At 66.4% G+C, this 19,887-nt stretch carries 18 protein-coding genes; 2 read left to right on the top strand and 16 right to left on the bottom strand.

The window, feature by feature from the left end; genetic code table 11:
- The first annotated feature begins 268 nt into the window (after window positions 1-268).
- Window positions 269-1,648, top strand: a complete 1,380-nt coding sequence (locus tag ACX80T_RS06745) for an alpha-amylase family glycosyl hydrolase (RefSeq protein WP_024476629.1) — start codon at window positions 269-271, stop codon at window positions 1,646-1,648.
- Window positions 1,649-1,842: 194 nt separating this feature from the next.
- On the opposite strand, the gene ACX80T_RS06740 is transcribed toward ACX80T_RS06745, so the two are convergent.
- Window positions 1,843-2,502 carry a Type 1 glutamine amidotransferase-like domain-containing protein gene (locus ACX80T_RS06740; RefSeq protein ID WP_024476628.1) on the bottom strand — a complete coding sequence of 220 codons (660 nt, stop codon included), beginning with the start codon at window positions 2,500-2,502 and terminating at the stop codon, window positions 1,843-1,845.
- A 666-nt stretch (window positions 2,503-3,168) separates the two neighbouring features.
- Here ACX80T_RS06740 and ACX80T_RS06735 point away from each other — a divergent pair.
- Window positions 3,169-3,411 (top strand): winged helix-turn-helix transcriptional regulator, encoded by a 243-nt coding sequence (locus ACX80T_RS06735; protein ID WP_237742124.1) that lies wholly within the window; start codon window positions 3,169-3,171, stop codon window positions 3,409-3,411.
- 95 nt (window positions 3,412-3,506) lie between these two features.
- On the opposite strand, the gene ACX80T_RS06730 is transcribed toward ACX80T_RS06735, so the two are convergent.
- From ACX80T_RS06730 to ACX80T_RS06660, 15 genes are all read right to left on the bottom strand, one after another.
- Entirely contained in the window at window positions 3,507-4,310 is an 804-nt protein-coding gene (locus ACX80T_RS06730; RefSeq protein WP_116778471.1) for a hypothetical protein, read from the bottom strand.
- A gap of 107 nt (window positions 4,311-4,417) precedes the next feature.
- The gene (locus tag ACX80T_RS06725; RefSeq protein WP_024476625.1) at window positions 4,418-6,151 is read right to left on the bottom strand and encodes an IlvD/Edd family dehydratase; all 1,734 of its coding nucleotides are present in this window, start codon (window positions 6,149-6,151) and stop codon (window positions 4,418-4,420) included.
- Window positions 6,148-7,308, bottom strand: a complete 1,161-nt coding sequence (locus ACX80T_RS06720; protein WP_024476624.1) for an acyl-CoA dehydrogenase family protein — start codon at window positions 7,306-7,308, stop codon at window positions 6,148-6,150. Before ACX80T_RS06720 ends, ACX80T_RS06725 begins: the two co-directional genes overlap by 4 nt.
- Before the next feature lie 44 nt (window positions 7,309-7,352).
- Complete coding sequence (locus ACX80T_RS06715; RefSeq protein WP_459304033.1) at window positions 7,353-8,546, bottom strand: CaiB/BaiF CoA transferase family protein; 1,194 nt, start codon at window positions 8,544-8,546, stop codon at window positions 7,353-7,355.
- Window positions 8,539-9,444 (bottom strand): fumarylacetoacetate hydrolase family protein, encoded by a 906-nt coding sequence (locus ACX80T_RS06710; RefSeq protein ID WP_459304032.1) that lies wholly within the window; start codon window positions 9,442-9,444, stop codon window positions 8,539-8,541. The genes ACX80T_RS06715 and ACX80T_RS06710 overlap by 8 nt, the downstream gene beginning before the upstream one ends.
- 67 nt (window positions 9,445-9,511) lie before the next feature.
- A complete protein-coding gene (locus tag ACX80T_RS06705; protein WP_116778470.1) occupies window positions 9,512-10,285 on the bottom strand; it encodes an SDR family oxidoreductase in 774 nt (257 codons plus the stop codon).
- Window positions 10,285-11,217, bottom strand: a complete 933-nt coding sequence (locus ACX80T_RS06700; protein WP_116778469.1) for a dihydrodipicolinate synthase family protein — start codon at window positions 11,215-11,217, stop codon at window positions 10,285-10,287. The genes ACX80T_RS06705 and ACX80T_RS06700 overlap by 1 nt, the downstream gene beginning before the upstream one ends.
- Complete coding sequence (gene lhgO, locus ACX80T_RS06695; RefSeq protein WP_459304031.1) at window positions 11,214-12,452, bottom strand: L-2-hydroxyglutarate oxidase; 1,239 nt, start codon at window positions 12,450-12,452, stop codon at window positions 11,214-11,216. Before lhgO ends, ACX80T_RS06700 begins: the two co-directional genes overlap by 4 nt.
- Window positions 12,449-13,687 carry an MFS transporter gene (locus tag ACX80T_RS06690; protein WP_459304030.1) on the bottom strand — a complete coding sequence of 413 codons (1,239 nt, stop codon included), beginning with the start codon at window positions 13,685-13,687 and terminating at the stop codon, window positions 12,449-12,451. Before ACX80T_RS06690 ends, lhgO begins: the two co-directional genes overlap by 4 nt.
- Window positions 13,684-15,963, bottom strand: coding sequence for a TRAP transporter permease (locus tag ACX80T_RS06685; protein WP_459304029.1), 2,280 nt, complete (start codon window positions 15,961-15,963; stop codon window positions 13,684-13,686). Before ACX80T_RS06685 ends, ACX80T_RS06690 begins: the two co-directional genes overlap by 4 nt.
- Window positions 15,960-16,481, bottom strand: coding sequence for a hypothetical protein (locus tag ACX80T_RS06680; RefSeq protein WP_024476616.1), 522 nt, complete (start codon window positions 16,479-16,481; stop codon window positions 15,960-15,962). Before ACX80T_RS06680 ends, ACX80T_RS06685 begins: the two co-directional genes overlap by 4 nt.
- Window positions 16,482-16,487: 6 nt before the next feature.
- Window positions 16,488-17,507, bottom strand: coding sequence for a TAXI family TRAP transporter solute-binding subunit (locus ACX80T_RS06675; RefSeq protein ID WP_019484212.1), 1,020 nt, complete (start codon window positions 17,505-17,507; stop codon window positions 16,488-16,490).
- A complete protein-coding gene (locus tag ACX80T_RS06670) occupies window positions 17,504-18,199 on the bottom strand; it encodes a carboxymuconolactone decarboxylase family protein (RefSeq protein ID WP_459304028.1) in 696 nt (231 codons plus the stop codon). Before ACX80T_RS06670 ends, ACX80T_RS06675 begins: the two co-directional genes overlap by 4 nt.
- Complete coding sequence (locus tag ACX80T_RS06665) at window positions 18,192-18,929, bottom strand: SDR family NAD(P)-dependent oxidoreductase (RefSeq protein ID WP_459304027.1); 738 nt, start codon at window positions 18,927-18,929, stop codon at window positions 18,192-18,194. The genes ACX80T_RS06670 and ACX80T_RS06665 overlap by 8 nt, the downstream gene beginning before the upstream one ends.
- 158 nt (window positions 18,930-19,087) lie before the next feature.
- Window positions 19,088-19,759, bottom strand: coding sequence for a GntR family transcriptional regulator (locus ACX80T_RS06660; RefSeq protein WP_459304026.1), 672 nt, complete (start codon window positions 19,757-19,759; stop codon window positions 19,088-19,090).
- Window positions 19,760-19,887: the final 128 nt, after the last annotated feature.

The following is a 19,887-nucleotide window of genomic DNA, read 5'->3' as shown; positions in this document are numbered from 1 at the left end:
ATGACCTGATCAGGGGTATGTCTACGTGCCATATCGGTGAATTTCCTCCTGCACCCATTATCGGATGCGAAACTCACATAATCACTGGACTCCTACCCGGGGACCCAACCACCTGGAGACAGCCACAGAGGGGGCGCGCGGGCGATGCTGCGTAAGACTCGCAGGGGAGACTGACGATGAGCGATGGCGCCACGGATTTCCGGGTGTCAAGGTTGCTGGTGACAGACTGTAGAAGGCATCACTCCACCACGCGAAAGGACCAGCACACATGAGGACGCCGGACTGGGTAGAGCACGTGGTGTGGTGGCAGGTCTATCCGCTGGGCTTTTCTGGAGCCGAAAAATCGGCCCGGCATACATCGGACGACGCCGATCGGCGCCACACAGACGGCGGGGATCCGGCTCCCGCACCGCGCGGTCTGACGCAGCTGGTGGAGTGGCTCGACTACATCGTCGAGATGGGCGCTTCCGGCCTCGCCCTGGGCCCGGTTTTTGCCTCCGAAACCCACGGCTACGACACCACGGACTATTACCGCATTGATCCCCGGTTCGGCACCGATGCCGACTTCGACGAACTAATCAGGCAGGCCCACGCGCGCGGGATCCGGGTCCTCCTTGACGGGGTTTTCAACCACACTGGCCGCTCTTTCTCCCCCTTCAGCCAGGCGCTCGAGCAGGGGCCGGGGGCGCCGACGGCGGACTGGTTCAGCTTCTCTTGGCCTGACATCTGGGTGCCGGGCACTGAACCCGGGTATAAAGACTTTGAAGGCCACCACCACCTCGTGGCACTGAACCATGAACAGCCCGCTGTGGTGGATTTTGTGGCAGGTGTGATGAAGCACTGGCTTCGCCGCGGTGCCGACGGGTGGCGCCTCGACGCCGCCTATGCGGTGCCGTCGTCGTTCTGGGCTGGCGTCCTTGACGATGTCCGCTCGGAGTTCCCAGAGGCCTATTTTGTGGGGGAGTATATCCACGGTGACTATCCTGAGGACGTCCGCGCCGGGCACCTTAATTCAGTCACCCAGTACGAGCTGTGGAAGGCGATCTGGAGTTCACTTGCGGAAGCGAACTTCTATGAGCTGACCGCCGCGTTGGAGCGCCACAACAGCTTTCTGGACACCTTTGTGCCGCTGACCTTTATCGGCAACCATGACGTTACGCGCATAGCGAGCCGGCTGGCGCCGTCGGGTCGCCTGGCCCACGCATTGGTGCTGCTGTTCACCCTGCCGGGCACTCCCGTGATCTACTACGGCGATGAACAGGGCTACCGGGGCATCAAGGAGGATCGCGCCGGGGGTGACGACGACATTCGTCCTGCCTTCCCCGCTTCCCCGGCCGACCTCTCAGCCGTCGGGCAACCGCTGTATACCCTGCACAGGGAATTGATCGGGCTGCGGCGCCGGAACCACTGGGTGCACGCATCCCGGACCCGGGTGCATACGCTCAACAACGAACAGCTGCTCTACGAGGTGCACGACGCCGGTCAGGCCCTGTTCGTGGCAATGAATCTTGAGGACACTTCGGTCACGCTGGAGCTTCCGGCCGCGGCGCGCGAACTTCTGGCCGGCGCGGGCGGGCTCGACATCCCGGGTGGTTCGCTGACCCTGCCTCCGAAGGGGTGGGCCATTTTAGGCCTAGCTGACGCCTAGTACGGCTTGATGGTGCCTAAGCGTTGTTTGGGTACGGCAGCCGATGCAGGTGCCTTGCGGGCACCAGCATTCAGTTGCCACTGACGCGACGTCAGGCCTTAGGGCCGGTTCCATGACCATTTCGATTGTGGACACTAGAGCTGGGATGGCAGCCGTATTGAAGGCGCCGAGGCCCTTCACACTCCCAGTACCTATCACCCGAACTTCTTCCATTGCCCTTCGGAGACCACCTCTACGGAGCCACCGACAACCATGATGGCGGTCTGCTCGTCGATGGCATAGGCAGGGCATCCGACGTCGGCGGCCCAGCGCTCGGCGTGGGCCGGTGTATTGGTTGGGAAAGCGTTCAAGTGAGGGAAGATGGAAAAGTCCACCACCCCCAGCGTGCGATCGTCCGGCGCTGAGGGCCACTCGACGAAGTGCTCGCCGATCCGGGGCGCCATCACCATGCTTCCGGCACTCACTCCGACCCACACAGTGTCTGGGAATGACGGCAGCAGCTCGGCCAGTCCGGACTCCCGCATCCAATGAGACAGGTAGGTCGCGTCGCCGCCGTCGACCAATATCGCGTCGGCTTCTCGAAGCCAGGGGATCCATCGCTCCTGGCCGATGGTGGGCAGCGCGGTGAGCTCAAGAACTCCAAGGGAAGCCCAGCCCAGGCCGGACAAGTGACGGAAGTCGGGCTCGGCGGCCAGCAGGCCCCGCACCGATGCCGGTCCGCACATCGGGTGGCCCCACTGCGCTGTCGGAACGACCAAGGCATGGCATTGGCCGATCGGCTTGTCGAGAAGCTGCACGAGCGCCGAGTGAATGCTCGGGTTCGTCACGCCGCCTGACGTAAGCAAGAGTTTCAAACGTTCCTCCGAAGTTCGCGTCCGGATGTGGATGTGCCTGACGGCGCGGGACCGGACTGGAATTCACCGGCCGATGTGGTAGGTCTGCTGGCCTCGCTCGGCCCTTCAATAGGTACACAGCTGGTGAAACTTTGTCCACAGTTCGGCATGGGTGCAGACCTCATCCGGGCGAGCCATAAGAGTGCACGAATCAGTCACACGCGATCCCTTCCTACCATCCCGGTGATGCCGATCGCTGATCCGATAGGAAAGGAACACCACGTGACGCGGAGGGGATCAGCTCATGGGCGGGTTGGTTAGTCGCCCCGCGAGGTCTGCGCCGCAGCCAACCAGGCAATTTCTATCAAGAATGGCGGTTGCTTCAACTTCGACACGCAGGTCGGGTTCGAAGAGGTAATCGACGCCGATAAGGGATGCGGGCGGCATCGGGAGGGGCAAGCCGATTTCATCCGTCACAGCGTCTATAGGCCACAGGCTCGCCGTTGGACGGGCGCGCGATCTGGCCCGATACGTGCACGTGTCGGGTACCTGTGGCGACAGCAACGTGGTGGTAAGGGACGGGCTGCATGAGTGTCTTGGGGGAAGAAAGGTGAACGGCCATCGAAGTGCTCCTTGTTGTGCGAGCGGCCGATGCGCTTCAGCGAATTGAGGCGCAGCATCCCGGCAGTGACGCAAAAGTCACTCACCGCCACTTTGAGGCGGTTGGAACGTAACGGGATCATCCGCCGCGTCCTCCTCACCACACGTCCCGTGGCGGTTGAATACAGCATCACCCCGCTCGATAAGACCCTCCGGCCACCGGTAGAGGTAATGCTCGACTGGGTCGCCGAGCAGATGCCGCTCATCGAGCAGGCACGTCGCCGTTACGACGACGAACTGGACGGGCCGGACGCCAAACAGCCGTGCTGACGAGCACAACCACAGACTCAAGCAACATTGCTTGAGGTAGGGGATCGGCTACTGCCCCGCGGTGAGCCGTTTGAGCACAGCCCCGGGACCACCTGTCAGCTCGAAGAGGGTTCCGAACGGTTGCGTGCCGTGACGGCGAGGATCGCGGTGGCAGCGCCGGCCGCTGTTGCGGCTGCGGACCAGGAGCGTCGACGTTGGCCAATGATCACACCTGCGAATGCCCAGAGAAGGGTGCCGGTGTAAAAACGGGAGGAGATGCTTGTGTGCTCCGGTGCAAGGGCAGCCCTGGTGCCAAGTACACCGAGCCCTGCGAGAAGGGCGGCTCCCGCCGTAGCGGCTTTTGGCCCGGCGGGAACAATACGGTTGCTGACGAGGATGGCGGCCAGGTTCACTCCACAGGCTGCCTGCCCCCAGGCCGCAAGCATTCCCGCTGCCGGGGCGGCCGCCATGATCTCGGCCGCACTCAACTCGCCCCTAAGTTCGGCCTGAGCGATTCGGCGACGTCCCGTCTCTGCGAGCACAGCGATCGCCACCAACGCTCCTTGGCCGGTCCAGAACTTGCCGGATCGCACCAGCGGCGCCCAGATGCCGGTGGCGGCGAACGCGCCAGCGAGGGGCCACCCGGCTGCCCGCCAGATGTCCCGGGTGCTGGCCGGGCCGCGTGCCTGGTGGGCCGCGTAGGCGATGGAGGAGGCGAAGATAGGAAACCAGACGGTGAAGGTGTAGGGCGCTGGCTGGATCACGTTGGGCGGAGCGTTTTCACCCCTGAAGCGCGGACCGTACAACGTGGGTAAGAGGACCTGCGCCGCAGCAGCCCCACAGGTGATTACCTGGCGGGCGGAGTCTCCTGAGACGAACGTCCACACTCGGGTTGGGCTGCCGGGAAGGATGTCGTTCATGAGGGCTCCTAGGAATCTGTGACCTGAGATTAGGGTAGGGCGTCGGTGGACTGGCAACAAGGCTTGGAGATTCTCTGTAACCGGACAAGTCGCCAGCCACTGGCCAACTAGCCCTGCAGGAAGCGGAAGTCGCAGCCCTCGTCCGCCTGGGTGACCTCGGTGACGAACAGCTTCCGGTAGCCACGTTCCGGAACCACCGGTGCTGCCGGTCCCATCACTTCTTCACGCTGCGCCAGTTCCGCATCGGACACCTCCAACTGGATCAGCCGACGGCTCACACTCAAGGTGATCGTGTCGCCTGTCTGCACCAGCCGCAGGGGTCCGCCGACCGCTGACTCTGGGGTCACGTGCAGTACCACTGCGCCGGCGGCGGTGCCGGACATCCGGCCGTCCGAGATTCTCACCATGTCGCGCACGCCCTGCGAGGCAAGCTTCTTCGGGATCGGTAGATATCCGGCCTCGGGCATCCCTGGTGCGCCGACCGGACCGATGTTCTTCAGCACCAACACAGAATCGGCGGTGACGTCGAGATCGGGATCGTCGATCCGCGCCGCCAGGTCTGCCGTATTCTCAAACACCACAGCGGGGCCGGTGTGCTCCAGCAGCGCAGGCGACACGGCTGCCTGCTTGATGATTGCCCCGCCCGGCGCCAGATTCCCGCGAAGGAACGCAAGGCTTCCTTCCGGATACACGGGATTGGAGAGCGGCCGGATGATGTCCTGCGGGAAACCCGGACCGGCGTCGTCAATCTCCTCACCCAGCGTCCGGCCGGTTACGGTCGGAACGTCCCGGTGGATCAGTGAACCCAGTTCCCGCAAGACGGCGGGAACGCCACCGGCACGATGGAAGTCTTCCATGTAATACTTCCCGGACGGCTTCAGATCCACCAGTACCGGGGTCTCCGTGCTCATCCGGTCCAACTGTTCCAGTGACAACCGGATCCCCAACCGACCGGCAACCGCGGTCAGGTGAATGATCGCGTTGGTGGAGCCGCCGATGGCGAGCAGCACCCGCAGCCCATTCTCGAACGCCTCCTGGGTCAGGATCGTGTCCATCTTCGTCCCGGCCGCGGCCAGGGCAACAGCCTGCGTCCCGGTTGCCTCGGCGATCCGCACCCGGTCGGCCGTGACCGCAGGAGCAGACGCCGAACCCGGCATCGCAATCCCCATCGCCTCCGTCAGGCAGGCCATGGTGCTTGCCGTCCCCATCACGGAGCAGGTGCCAACGCTGCCGACCAGACGCGAGTTCACGTCGTCGATCTCTGGTTTGGAAATCTCTCCGCCACGAAACTTGCCCCAGAACGCGCGACAGTCGGTGCACGCGCCCACCCGTTCGCCCCGGTAGCCGCCGGTCAGCATCGATCCGGTCACCAGCGAAATCGCTGGCACCCCCGCCGAGGCAGCACCCATCAGCTGGGCTGGCACGGTCTTGTCGCAGCCGCCGATCAGCACCACGGCGTCCATCGGCTGCGCGCGGATCATTTCCTCCGTGTCCATCGACATCAGGTTCCGCAGGAACATGCTGGTCGGCTGCGAAAAGCTCTCGTGGATGGAGATGGTGGGGAAGTCCACCGGCAACCCACCGGCGAGCATCACCCCACGCTTCACCGCCTCCAGCAGCGCCGGCATGTTGCCGTGGCACGGATTGAACCCGCTGCCCGTGTTGATGATCCCGATCACCGGCCGGTCCAGGGCGTCGTCGGAATACCCGGCACCCTTGATGAACGCCTTCCGCAGGAACAACGAGAACTCGGCGTCCCCGTAGTTGGTCAGGCCCTTGCGGATGCCGGTGGCGGAACTACCGCCGGAAGCTGAAGAAGCACGGGCAGCGGCTTCGCTCACCGGAACGCGGGGACGCCGGTGATGTGGTTGCCCAGGATCAGGGTGTGGACCTCGTCGGTACCCTCATAGGTCCTGACGCTCTCCAGGTTGTTCGCGTGCCGCAGCGGCGAGTAATCCAGGGTGACACCGTTGCCGCCGAGCATCGCCCGCGCCTCACGGCAGATCGCAATCGCCTCGCGACAGTTGTTCAGCTTGCCCACCGAGATCTGGTACGGCTGCAGGGTCCCGGCGTCCTTCAACCGGCCGAGCTGCAGGGCGAGCAGCGTGCCCTTGTTGATCTCCAGCGCCATGTTCACCAGCTTCTCCTGCGTCAGCTGGTAACCGGACAGTGGCTTCCCGAACTGCAGACGCTCCTGCGAGTAGGCCAGAGCGGTGAGGTAGCTGTCCCGGGCCGCACCCATAGCGCCCCAGATGATGCCATAGCGCGCCTCGTTCAGGCACTCGAACGGGCCACGCAGCCCCTTGGCGTTCGGGAGCATCGCGCTCTCCGGCAACCGGATGTCTGTCAGGGTGATGTCGCACTGGATGGACGCCCGCATGGAGAGTTTCTGCTTGATCGGGGTTGCCACGAACCCCGGGCTGTCGGTGGGCACCACGAAGCCGCGGACGCCGTCGTCGGTCATCGCCCAGATGATGGCGAGCTTCGCCACCGAGGCCAGGCCGATCCAGCGCTTGGCACCGTTGAGGATCCAGTCCGACCCGTCGCGCTTCGCGAAGGTCTGCATGGCGCCGGGGTCGGACCCGGCAGTCGGCTCGGTCAACCCGAACGCACCGATCGCGGTCCCGGCAGCCATCTGCGGCAGCCACTCGGTCTTCTGCTCCTCCGAGCCGTGCTTGTAGATGGCGCTCATAGCCAGCGAACCCTGCACCGACACGAAGGTCCGCAGACCCGAATCGCCGGCCTCCAACTCCATCGCGGCCAACCCATACTCCACCGAGGACTTACCAGGGCAGCCGTAGCCCTTGATGTGCATGCCGAGCAGGCCCAGCTCGGCCATCTGCGGCACGATTTCCATCGGGAAGACGGCGTCGTCGTACCACTGGGCGATGTTCGGCTTGATCTCGCTGTCAACGAAGGACCGCACGGTGTCCCGCAGGCTGATTTCCTCGGGGGAGAGGAGGCCTTCAATACCGATCAGGTCTGACATGTCAGTCATGGTGCTGCTTTCAACGGTTGAGGAAGTCACTGGGGATCCTGCTTTCACTGTAGGTGTTGCAACGCTGGAACGGCGGGGAGGTCAAAGGCGGCACCATTGTGCTCGCCGAGTAGGGGCGGCGGGCGCCGGTACCGGGCGGGGGTCCCGGAGAGGTGGATGGGGTTGGCGACCTGCTGGCTGGTCCGCGACCCGTCAGCATTGGCGATCTCGACGACGGGGGCGAGACCCAGCGTGTCCGCCAGTTCCAGCGCCTCAACAATCGAGTTCACCTTCCCCGCGGGCACACCGGCGACGCTGAGCAGCTCCGACCACTCGGCGGCGGACCTGGAGCCCAGCTGCTCTTCCAGCTGGGACTTCAACACCACCCGGTTGGCCACCCGGTTCGAATTTCCCGCAAACCGTTCATCGCTGGAAAGCTCGGGCACACCGAGCACCCGGACCAGCCCGGCGAACTGCTTGTCGGTCCCGACGGCCACGGCCAGCGGGCCATCGGCGGTCCGCAACGTCTCGTACGGCGCGATGCTCGGGTGCGCGTTGCCCATCCGCTGCGGGGATTCACCGGTGGCCAGCGTGCTCGACGCCTGGTTCACCAGCCCCGACAGCAGCGACGACAACAGGTTCACATCCACCCGCTGTCCCACCCCGGTCTGCTCCAGCGACCGCAGCGCGGCGAGGATCCCGACGACGGCGTTCTGCCCGGTCACCACATCCACCAGGGCCACGCCCACCTTGCTGGGCTCGGAATCGAGCCCGCCGGTGACGCTCATCAGTCCGCCGACGGCCTGCACCAGCAGGTCATAGCCCGGCAGGTGCGCACCGGCGGTGCTGCCGAACCCGGTGATGGAGCAGTAGATCAGGTCCGGCCGCCGGTCCATGAGGGACTCGTAATCCAGCCCGAACCGCTCCATGATGCCGGGACGGAAGTTCTCGATCACGACGTCGGCCGTCAACGCGATCTCCAGCGCCGCCGCCTGCCCCTCGGGCGTGGTCAGGTCGCACACCACCGAACGCTTGTTGCGGTTCACGCTGGAAAAATAGGTGCCCACGCCGTACTCGTCCACCGGCGGCGTCCAGCTGCGGGTGTCATCGCCGGACGGGCTTTCCACCTTGATCACATCGGCCCCGAAATCGGCCAGCATCATCGAGGCAAACGGTCCCGCGAGCACCCTGGAAAAGTCGGCCACCTTGATGCCGTCCAGGGGGCCGGCCGGTAATCCGTCGTCGGGGGTGTCACTCACTGACGCCACTGCCTTCCTGATGAGCACTGTCTTCTTGACCAACACTGGTTGTCTGGTCGACCACCGGGTTGCTGAGCACCCCGACGCCGGGGATGCGGCATTCCGCCACGTCACCCGCCCTGATGTGCACGGCGCCCGGTGTGCCGGTGGAGATGATGTCCCCCGGGTAGAGCGGCATCACCTTGCTGTGGAAACTGACCAGGTACTCGGGGGAGTACCTCATGTTGCCGACCACATTGCTGCGGTGCACCTTGCCGTTGATCACGGTGGACACCTCGACGGCGGCCAGCGACCCGGCGTCGTCGGCCACCTCCGACAGCGGCACGATCTCCGGCCCGAAGGAGAAGAAGCCGGGAAAGTTCTTGGACCGGGTGAGGAACCGGGGGTTCTTCTCCAGGATGTCCTCGGCGGTCTGGTCCAGCAGGGTGACGACGCCGGCCAGATAGGATAGCGCGTCCTCCGGCTCCACGTCGCGGCAGTAGCTGCCGATCACGAGCCCCAGTTCCGCCTCGGCCGTGGTGCGCACACTCTGGCGCGGGATGGTGATGTTGTCGCCTGGCCCGATGATGGTGTGATCGCCCTTGATGAACGACGCCGGCTCGTCCGGGACCCCCTCGGACAGATCGGAGGCGTGCTCCACATAGTTCAGGCCAATGCCCCACAGCATCCGCGGATGCCGGTACGGGGCGCCGAAGGTCACCGTGTCACGGTCCCGGAAGACGTCGGTGTCCGCTGAGTCGGCGAACGACTCCAGCTTTGCCAGCGAATCGGTGGCCAGCAGCTCCAACAGGTCGCCGGTGAAGCCCGGGATGAGGTCACGGACCAGCGCGACGCCGCGCTCGGGGTGGATCACCGCGGCGAGTTCGTCGCCGCCTTCGCGTACTGAGGCCAAATGCATGGTCAGCGCTTCTTTCTGTCAATGGTTAAAGGATAGGGAACGAGAGAGTCAGGAAATTGCGGGTGGGCTAGTAGCCGCGGACCAGGCCGCCGTCGCAGCGGACCTGTTCGCCCGTCACGTACGCGGCGGGGACGCTGGCGAGGAAGGCGACGACGGCGCCGAACTCCTCGGGCGCACCGTACCGGCCGGCGGGAATGGTCTTTTCCGACGCGGCGCGAGCCTCGTCCGGGGTGCTGCCGGTCCGCTTGGCTGCCGCAGCATCGAGGGACGCCACCCGGTCCGTGTCGATCCGGCCGGGCAGCACCATGTTCACGGTGACGCCGTCGGCCGCCACCTCGGCAGCCAGGGTCTTGAGGTAGCCAGCCAGCCCGGCCCGGCCGATGTTGGAGAGCGCCAGGTTGGGCAGCGGCTGCTGCACTCCGCTGGACCCGACGGCGACAATCCGGCCCCAGCCGCGTTCGCGCATCCCGGGCAGCACCAGGTTGGTCAGCCTCATGTGCTGCAGCAGCAATTGGTGTACCGCGGCCAGGGCCTGCTCGTCGCTGACATCCGCCGCACCGCCAGGGGGTGGGCCGCCGCTGTTGAGGATCAGCACATCGATCGGGCCGAAGGCCTGCTCGGCGGCTTCGACCAGGGCGGCGGGGGCGCCGTCGTCGGTCAGGTCCATCGCAATCCCGACGGCGGAGGGCAGCTTGGCGGCTTCGGCCTGCACCACGTCCTCGCGGCGGGCGGCGAGCACCACGTTGGCGCCCTCGCCGGCGAGTGCCTGGGCAATGGCCAGGCCAATGCCCGAGCTCGCGCCCGGTACCAGCACGTTCTTCCCCTTGAGTCCGGTATCCATCAGGCAATCTCCTTCACAGCATCAAGGTGGGCGTCGATCATGTCGGCGAGTGCCGGCGGCAACGTGGGGGACGGCGGGCGTACCGCGGCGTCGGCGATGATGCCGCGGCGGCGCAGGATCTCCTTGCGGAGGGCGAGTCCAATGCCGGGTTGGCCCTCGAAGTTCGCCAGCGGCAGCCACGGGGCAAACGCGGCGCGGGCGGCTGGGAAACCGCCGTCGGCGAACGCGGTCAACGCCGCCTGCAGGCCCTCCGGGTGGGAGAACCCGGTCATCGCGCCGGCCGCACCGGCGGCCAGCTCATCGAGCAGCCCGACCCCGCCCAGCCCGCCGAAGACCGGCACCGTGGTGGCAGCGGTCAGCGCGGCGATGGGGACGGCGGTGGGTGGCGCCTCGGACTTCACGGCGCTGATGAACGGGCAGAGCTCCAGCACTTTCAGAATCTGTGCGGCGCTGATCTTCACACCCGAAGCCACCGGATAGTCCTGCAGCACAATCCCGGCGCCGGTCTCGGCTGGGATGACCTCGTTGATCGCCGTCAGATGCGCGGCGAGCAGCTCGGGGTTGGCGCTATTGGCCTGCACCATCAGCGCACCGAGGTTGCTGCCCGCGGCGGCGACCGCGGTGCGCGCCTGCTCGACTGCGACCGCCGTCGACCGCGCCGACAGGCCGACCACCAACGGAGTGTCACCGGCTTCCTCGGCGACGGTCGTCACGATCAGGGTCTGCTCGGCGGTGTCCAGGGACACACCCTCGCCAAACACTCCGAGCACCACCATGCCGGTGGCGTTCAGCCCGGTATAGAGGCGGACCTCGCTGCGGAGCGACTCGGTGTCGACGGCGAAGTCGTTGCCGGAGAAGGGCGTGGCGAGCACGCCCCAGAGGCCTTTGGCGAGCGGGGAAACAGGGGAAGTTGTCAGAGGGTGCGTAGTCACAGGGATGAGGTGTCCTTTCGGTCGGAGTCGCGGTCGAGTGCCAGCGAGACAATGTGCTCGGCGATGGCGAGCGAGGAGGTGGCGGCGGGCGATGGCGCGTTCCTTACGGACAACACTGAGCCCTGCCGGGTGATCCGGAAATCGTCCACCAGGGAACCGTCGCGGGTCAGCGCCTGGGCGCGGATGCCGCGGGGGCCGGGGACGACGTCGTCGGCGGTGATCTCGGGAACGTACTTGCGCGCTTCGGCGACGAACCGGCGCTTGCTCAGCGACCCGAGCATTTCGGCGGCACCGGTGCGCCAGTGCTGCTTCGCGAAGGCCCGGAATCCCGAGTACATCACCGCGTCCTTGAGGTCGCGGGGCGAGATAGTGGACCACTTGTAGCCTTCACGGGCGAGGGCCAGCACCGCATTGGGGCCCACCATCACCTCGCCGTCGGTGGTCGGGGTCAGATGCACGCCAAGGAAGGGATACCGGGGGTCCGGTACCGGGTACACCAGCCCGCGGACCAGATGCCGGCGTTCCGGGCGCAGCAGATAGTACTCGCCGCGGAACGGCACAATCTTGGGGTCGTCGTCGTCGCCGGCGAGCTTCGCCACCCGGTCGGCCTGCAGCCCGGCGCAGACGATCACCGTGTCATAGGCGTCGGACGTTTCGGTGCCGTGGTGCTTGCCGGTGACCACCGTCTGCCCGGCGCGTTCGGTCAGGGCGGTGACCTCGAAATTGGTGTGGACGGTGCCGCCGGCGGCCTCGACGTCCTTGGCGAGGGAGCGGGTGATCGCGCCGTAGTCGACGATCGCCGTGTGCGGGGAGTGCAGGCCAGAGGTGCCTTTGACGTGGGGTTCGAGGTCCAGCAGCTCGTCCTTGTTGATGAGGCGCACGCCCGGCACACCGTTGGCGACCGCGCGGTCCATGATGTCCCCGAGCCGGCCTTCCTCGACGGGGTTGCGGGCCACGAGGACCTTGCCGCACTCGTCGTAGGGCAGGCCCTTCTCCTCGCAGTACTCCTTGAGCATGTCCACGCCCTGCCGGCAGAGCCGCGCCTTCAACGATCCGGGCGTGTAGTACAGCCCGGCGTGGACGACGCCGGAGTTCCGGCCGGTCTGGTGTCCGGCAAGGATGGGTTCCTTCTCCAGCACGGTGACGTGGGCGTCGGGCTGGACCTGCAGCAGCCGGCGGGCGACGGCGGCACCAACGATGCCACCTCCCACCACTGCGAAACGCGTGGGTGTCATCTCTTCTCCTCCATTGGGGTCAAGGTGTGGTCTGTGGCCGGCGGCGCGGCGGCGGTGAGTGCCCGCGACCGGCGGATCATGCGGCGAGCCACCGTGAACGTCACGGCTGCCAGGGCGGCGACGACGGCGGCGGCCAGCCAGGCGGTGTCATACGAGGTGGCGGCGGTCAGCAGCCCGAACAGCAGCGGCCCGGCCGCGGCACCCAGGGACAGCCCGGTCTGGATGACGCCGGTGGCGGTGGCCGCGTTGGCGCGGTTGTCGCGGACCACAGCGAAGTGCACCAGGCCTGGCCAGGTCCAACCGGCGCCGTAGGCCAACAGCGCACCGAGCACGAAAAGCAGCGAACTGGTGCCCAGGGCGAGCAGCAAATACCCAATCACCCCGGTCGCGAGGAGATTGGTGATCAGTACGAGCGGGCTGCGGTGCGGGTACCTGTCCATGGCGAGGCCCAGCAGGATGCGGATCACCAGGCCCAGCAGCGCCGCGCCGGCGAACAGCAGCCCGGCGGTTCCGGGCGCCATCCCGGATTGCACCGCCGAGTCCACCAGGAACACGCCCAGCGAGGTGGCCGCCGCGGCGGCGAGCCCGGCGCCCACGCTCAGCATCACCAACCCGCCCCTGGGGGTGCCGCGGTCGGCCTTGGGGGTTTCTCCGGGCTGGGTCGGGCGGGTGCCGGGTGCGCTGAAGAACGCCCACACGGCAATCGCGATGGCCATCAGCGAGCCGAGCAGGAACGCATACCGCCAGCCGACGGCGAGGGCAATCACCGGGACGGCGATCCCGGCGATCATTGAGGCCGCCGGGATGGAGGACTGCTTGACGCCGAACGCCAGGCCCAGCCGGTTCGGATTGACCGCCCGGGAAATGCCCAGGTTCGCCGACGGTTGGGCCATCGCGTTGGCCAGCCCACCGACAAACAGGGCCACGATCAGCAGCGCGAACGTCGGCGCCAGACCGGCACCGGCGAGGGCGACGGCGGCGAGCGTCGACGAGGCGACCATGCCTTTCGCGGCGCCGATGCGCTGCACCAGCCCGCCCAACGGGCGGGCCAGTACACCGGACACGGTGAAGAGAGTGGCCGCAGCCATCCCCATTTCCGCTGGACCAATGTCCAGGTCCCCACGGATCTGCACCGCCAACGCACCCAGCAGGAAGGCAGGAAGCACCCCTGTGGTGGTGACGGAGACGGCCTGCAGCATGGTGACCGCTGCGTGCGTCGACGGTGCTTTGGTCATGAAGCGGCGGGACCCGTGGTGGGTTTCGACGACGCAACACTCTTCGGCGACGAGGTGCCTGCCGCGGCGGACGACGCACGGTGCGCACCGGCCCCCGAGGAGGTGGCCGACGCCGTCGTCCTCGTTGCCGAATCAACCGAATCAACCGAATCAACCGAATCAACCGAATCGGCTGAGTCTGCTTCCGCCGGCTCGGCGTCCGGATCATACGGGTGCCGTTTCCGGCCGATCAGGTGCACCACCACACCGACGGCGATGATCGCGATGCCGATCCCAATGTTCAGCGGATCGAGGGTGAGCAGCGGGAGGGACCCGATGGCCAGGATGACCCGTTCCGGCCAGCGGGCCGGGCCGATGAGCCAGCCACCGGTGGAGACGGCCAGCGCTGCGACCGCGAGGATCGACACGGAGAAGGCCAGTGCCACGGTAGCGACGCCGCCCTGGAGCAGCAGCCCAACACCCGAGCCGGAGAGGACGAAGATGAACGGCACCAGGAAGGCGGACAGGGTGTACCGCCAGGTGAGCCACATGGTCTTGATCGGTTTGCCGCCGGTGATGGCCGACGCGGCGAACGGCGAGAGCGCCGTCGGGGGCGATACCTCGCTGAGGACCGAGTAGTAGAAGATGAACATCGCTGCGGCGAAGCCCGGCACGCCCACGTCCTGCAGGGCGGGGCCGATGATCACCCAGGAGATGATGAAGCTCGCCGTGACCGGCACCGCCAGGCCCAGCAGGATGACCGCGGTAGCCGAGAAGATCGCGGTGAGCAGGAGGCTGCCGCCAGCGAAGTCGACGATGATGCTGGCGAGCTTCAGGCCCAGACCGGTCAGGGTCATGATGCCCACGATCAGGCCCGCCGCCGCCATCACGGGGATGACGGAGAGGGCGCCGGTGGCTCCGGTGGCCAGGGCATCCCAGATCCGCCGGGGGGTCATCCAGGACTCGCGGTCGAAGAAGCTCAGCACAAAGGCGAGCACCGTGGCGAAGACCACGGCCCGGAACGGGGTCATGCCCATGGCCATGAAGGCGACGATGGCGATCAGGGAGCTGAAGTGGTAGCCGAAGCGCAGCAGCAGTTTGCCGACGGGCTTGATGTCCATCTCCACTGCCTTGGTCTTGAACCGGCGGGCGTCCATCTCAATGGCGAGGATGATGCCGAAGTAGTAGAGCAGGGTGGGGATGGTGGCCCAGATCAGGACCTCAAGGTAGGACACGCCCAGCAGGGCGGCGATGATGAACGCCGCAGCGCCGAGGGTTGGAGGCGACATGATCGCGCCGATACCCGCGGCGGCCAGGATGCCACCACCGTGTTCCTTCGGGTAACCGGCCTTGCGCAGCAGCGGCCAGGAGATGCCACCGAGGGTGACGGTGGTGGCCACGCCGGAACCTGACACGGTACCCAGCAGGAAGCCCGCCAGGGTGACGGTCCGGCCGGGGCCGGACTTCGACTGGCCGAACGCCGAGAAGGAGAGGTCGATAAAGAACTTGGTGGCACCCGAGGCGCCGAGCACGGCACCGTAGATGGTGAACAGGATGATGTACGTTGCAGCGACGTCGGTGGGCACCCCGAAGATTCCCTGAGTGCCCATCACGTTGTGGCCCACCAGCCGGATCCAGTCGAACGACGACGTGTTGAACGGCGCCGGAATGTACGGGCCCCAGTAGGCGTAGGCGAAGAATCCCACGACCACCAGCGGCACCAGGATACCGACGGTCCGCCGGGCGGCTTCCAGGACCACGAGGATGGCGATGATGCCCATGGCCAGGTCGAGGTAGGTGGGATTGATGGCGCGGCGGAAGAAGGAGTCCCAGTCGGAAATGATGTAGGCGAAGGGCACCACGGCGATGGCAGCAAATACCCAGTCCAGGATGTGTGGATTATCGGATTTTCCGGTTTCCTTGGCCTTATCCGACCGGCCCCACCCGCGGTACACCAGGAAGGTCAGGGACAGCCCGACCATCAGGAACGCTGGCAGATAGAACTGCGTCGCCATCGGGTTGAACACCCAGTACAGGGCGAAGACCGACATGCCGCCGGCGACGACCTTGACCACCAGGGCAGGAAGACCCGCCAGCTGCCGGGCGGGTTTCTCCGCCTCGAACTCGGCGATCAGCGCGTCTTCATCGATCTCGTCGCTGCGATCGATCGGGTTGATCTCGGCGTCGTCGGGTATTCGCGCTTCGTCGCGGCGGCTCGGATCGATCGCCTCGTCGGGGGTGGGGCGGTGCAGCTTGCCGGCCTTGACGGCGCCGTCGCCGTCAATTCGCTCGGTCATGGGGTCTCCTTGATGTCTAGCAGGATGAAGGGCTGATCGTCGTCGACCATGTCCCACAGCGAAACGGGCGCTGTTCCGGGCAGGTGGAGGGTGCGTTCACCGAGATCGGTGGCGGCAATAGAAAGGTCCGTGAACACGGCGGGGTGTGCTGGGTCGGGCTCGACCACAAAGTTCCGCCGGTCGTTGGGGTCCGCGGGGGTGGGGGCGCCGGGGACACCGTAATACTCTTCGAGCACCGCGAGCTGGTCGGCGGCGATCTGGTGGAGCCGGAATCTGCCGTCGGGGAGGACCGTGTAACGTTCCTCGGCGATGGTTCCGTAAATCGAATTGCGGTAGCTGACCGCGAAAGTATCCCCGGGAAGGGGAACCGAGGCCAGCCCGCCGTCGTCGTTGGTGATCACGATGCTGCGCCCGGGAGCGTCCCGTTCGGGGACACTCTGGGCAGCAACCGCGAACGCCCCACCGCCCAGCGTGCCAAGGCACACCAGAACGGCGACGACGACGGCGGGCTTGCGCATCAGTGGTTAGCCTGCGTTTTCGTCAAAGTACGCCTGGGCGCCGGGGCAGGTTTCGACGTAGGCGATGTCCCCTGCGGTGGCGGCATCCAGTTCGACGGCGGCGGGGTGCACCTGGGTGAGGGCTTCAACGTTGTCGAAGATCGCCGCGGTGATGTCCTGCTGCAGCTGCTCGTCCATTTCCGGGCTGGCTACGAGGATGTTCGGTGAGGCGATCGCGGAGACTGCCTCGGTCTGGCCCTCGTAGGTGTCGGCGGGGATGTCTTCCTCGACGTAGTAGTCGCCGTATTCGGTGGAGAGCTGTTCGGCGTACTCGCCGATGTTGAGGAGGTTCATGTCCCCGTCGCTGGCGAGGTCGATCAGCGCGCCGGTGGGCAGGCCGCCGGACCAGAAACCAGCGTCGATGGTGCCGTCACGCAGGGCTGCGACGGTTTCAGCGGCGCCGAGCTGACGGCGTTCCACCCCTGACTCGGGGTCGATGCCGGCGGCCTCAAGGATACGCAGGGCGGCGACCTCGGTGGCCGAGCCGGGAGCGCCGACCGAGACGACCTTGCCTTCCATGTCAGCGACACCCTCAATGCCGGTGCCATCAACGGTGACGGCCTGCATGAAGTTGTTGTAGGTGTTGCCCAGTGAGCAGATTTCGATGGGGTTGCCCTCGAAGTCGTTGACGCCCTCGACGGCGTCGGAGACAACGTCGCCGACGGCGAAGGCCAGCTGGGCTGAACCGTTCTCGATCAGGAGCATGTTGTCCACGGAGGCGTTGGTCTCCTGGACCGTGGCGTCGTAGCCCTCGACGTTGTCGCGGATCATCGTGGCGAAGCCGCCGCCGAGGGGGTAATACACGCCGCCGGTACCGCCGGTGGCGATGGACAGGGTGCCGCCGTCGGCTGCGGCGCTGGCGTCTCCGCCGCCGCTGTCTCCGCCGCTGGTATCGGGGCTGCCGCAGGCAGACAGGAACAGTGCGGGGACGGTGAGTGCAGCGGCGGCAAGCCGGACCCTGCGACGGTGCAGTGGTGAGGTGGTCATGGACGTTCTCCCTTAGTGGTGGTGGTGATGTGTGATGGAGGTTGAGAATTGGGGGTGGCTGGCGCCCTGGCCGCTGGTGCGCCGACGTCGCCGGCGGCGAGCAGCCCGGACAGGGCCCGGTAGTAGCCCACCAGGATGGACAGCTCGGTGATGCCTTCGTGGCCGTGGTGCTCGAGCGCGGCTGCATGGTCGACATCGGAGACGGCCCGCCCGTTGAGGAGGGCGGCGGTGAACGTCAGGGCCGAGAGTTCGTCGTCGGGTAGCTCAGCCGGGACGAAACCCCCACGGAGGTTTTCCAGTTCCGTTGGGGTGATGCCGACGGTGAGGGCTACCCTGCTGTGCGCATACCATTCGTAGGCTGAGCAGCGTTCGGCGGCGACGGCGCAGATCACCAGTTCGCGGGTGCGGGCGGGCAGTTTCCCGCCAAACCGGAGCGCTGCGCCCAGCGCCTGCACGGCCTGGCCGATCTGCGGGGCGTACAGCAGTGCGTTGAACGGCCCGGCCAGATGGCCGTCGTCGTCGACCACCAGGAAGGGGCCACCCGCACGGGGTGGCCCGGCGATCGTGTTGTAAAGGGCGAGCTGCTCGTCGTCGAGCACCCCCGGCGCGAGCAACGGGAAGCGGCCGCCGTCGGCCTTCTCGGTCGGCTGGCGCTCGGCTGACTCCTGCTCAGCCCACTCTTGCTCAGACAAGGGTCCGCCCGCCGTCAACGTAGAGCACATGGCCGGTGACAAAGGCGGCCTGGCGGGAGGCGAGGAAGAGGGCGGGGCCGGTGAGATCGCCGGTGGTGCCCAGTCGGCCGGCGGGGACGAGTGAGGTGTAGTGTTCGCGGACGCCCGGTTTGTCCAGATGACCGCGGGTGAGTTCGGTTTCCACGTAGCCGGGGGCGATGGCGTTGACTGTGACGCCGTCGGCGGCCCATTCGCGGGCCATCACGCGGAGGAGCTGGTTCAGGCCGCCCTTGCTGGCGGCGTAGGGGCCGTGGTCCGGGTGGGCGAGCAGGCTCGACACCGAGGAACAGTAGACCTGGCGCCCGTAGCCGGCGGCGACCATGAGCTTGCCGGCGGCCCGGCCGAGGCGGAAGGCGCTGGTGAGGTTGATGGAGATCATGCGATCCCAGTCATCGTCGGTGGTTTCGAGCAGTGGGACCCGGTTGTTGACGCCCACCGCGTGGACCAGGACGTCGAGTCCGCCGAGTTCGGCGGCTGCGCGGGCGACGGCGTCGTCGCACCCGGCGGTGGTGGAGAGATCCACTTCGAGGGGGTGCACCCGAGGATCCAGGGCGGCGAGGCCGGCCGGATTCACGTCGGCAACCACCACGCGGGCTCCCGCGTCGGCAAAAGCTCCAGCCAAGGCGCTGCCAATACCGCCAGCACCAGCGACCAAGACCCGTTGGCCACCCAGACCGAGCCAGTCACTCATGGAAGTGATTCCCGAAACGTGGCTGCTGGCACTTCGGTACCCCGGGCAACAAGGGTGCGAGCAGCGTCAAGGAGCGCGGCGGTGACCAGATCATTTGGATACTGTATCCAATTTCCGGTCAGAATGTAACAGGGATCACAAATATTTCGTGACGAGGGTCACTTCCCGTTCAGGAAAGTCCTCAGGGCGTCGACAGCATGGCTGCGGTGTTCGTTGAGCAGGGTGATGACCCGGTCGGCATCGCGATCGGCGAAAGCTTCGATGATGCATTGGTGTTCATTCTCGACCCGGTGGCGGTTGGCCTCGTCGCCGTAGTACACGAACCGGTAGGTCTCTGTGGCATCCCACAACACCTGGATCAGTTTTTCGAGGCGCGGCATCCGGGCTGAGGTCACCATCAGGAAATGGAACCGCCGGTTCGCCTCGGTCATGGTCAGCAGATCTCCGGCCGCGCTCGCCGTCTCTACTTCCTGGGCTGCCGCTCTCAGCAGGGTGACGACGCCGTCGTCGGACCGCCTGATCGCGACTCGAACGGCTTCAGCCTCGAGGATCTCGCGGATGCGGTACACCTCGAGAAGGTCGGTGAGCGAAAGGGTGGCCACCTTGTAGCCGCGGTGTGGTGCGTACACCACCTGCCCTTCGCCTTCCAGTACCTTGAAGGCTTCACGGAGGGGGACGCGGCTGACCCCGAAGCGTTCGGCGAGGGCGTCCTGCCGGAGGGCCTGCCCGGGGAGTAGGTCGCCAGCGATGATGGCACGGCGCAGTTGTGCAAGGACAAAGGCGGGGGCGGTGGTGGGGCGCCGGGAGTCCGTCTCGGCGTCGTCAATCACGCTACACCGGGGTTCCGTAGGCCATTCCTCACCTGTATAACTCTAGCCGAATACCGATGCGGCGGTCAGCGACCCCCTCTGTCCGGTGAGCAATCCGGACCGAGTGGGTCAAGGTAGGCGCCGGTGGT

This window comes from Arthrobacter sp. Sr33, assembly GCF_054511195.1.
Note: the sequence above shows the minus strand (reverse complement) of the source record. Positions and strands in the feature narration are given on the sequence as shown.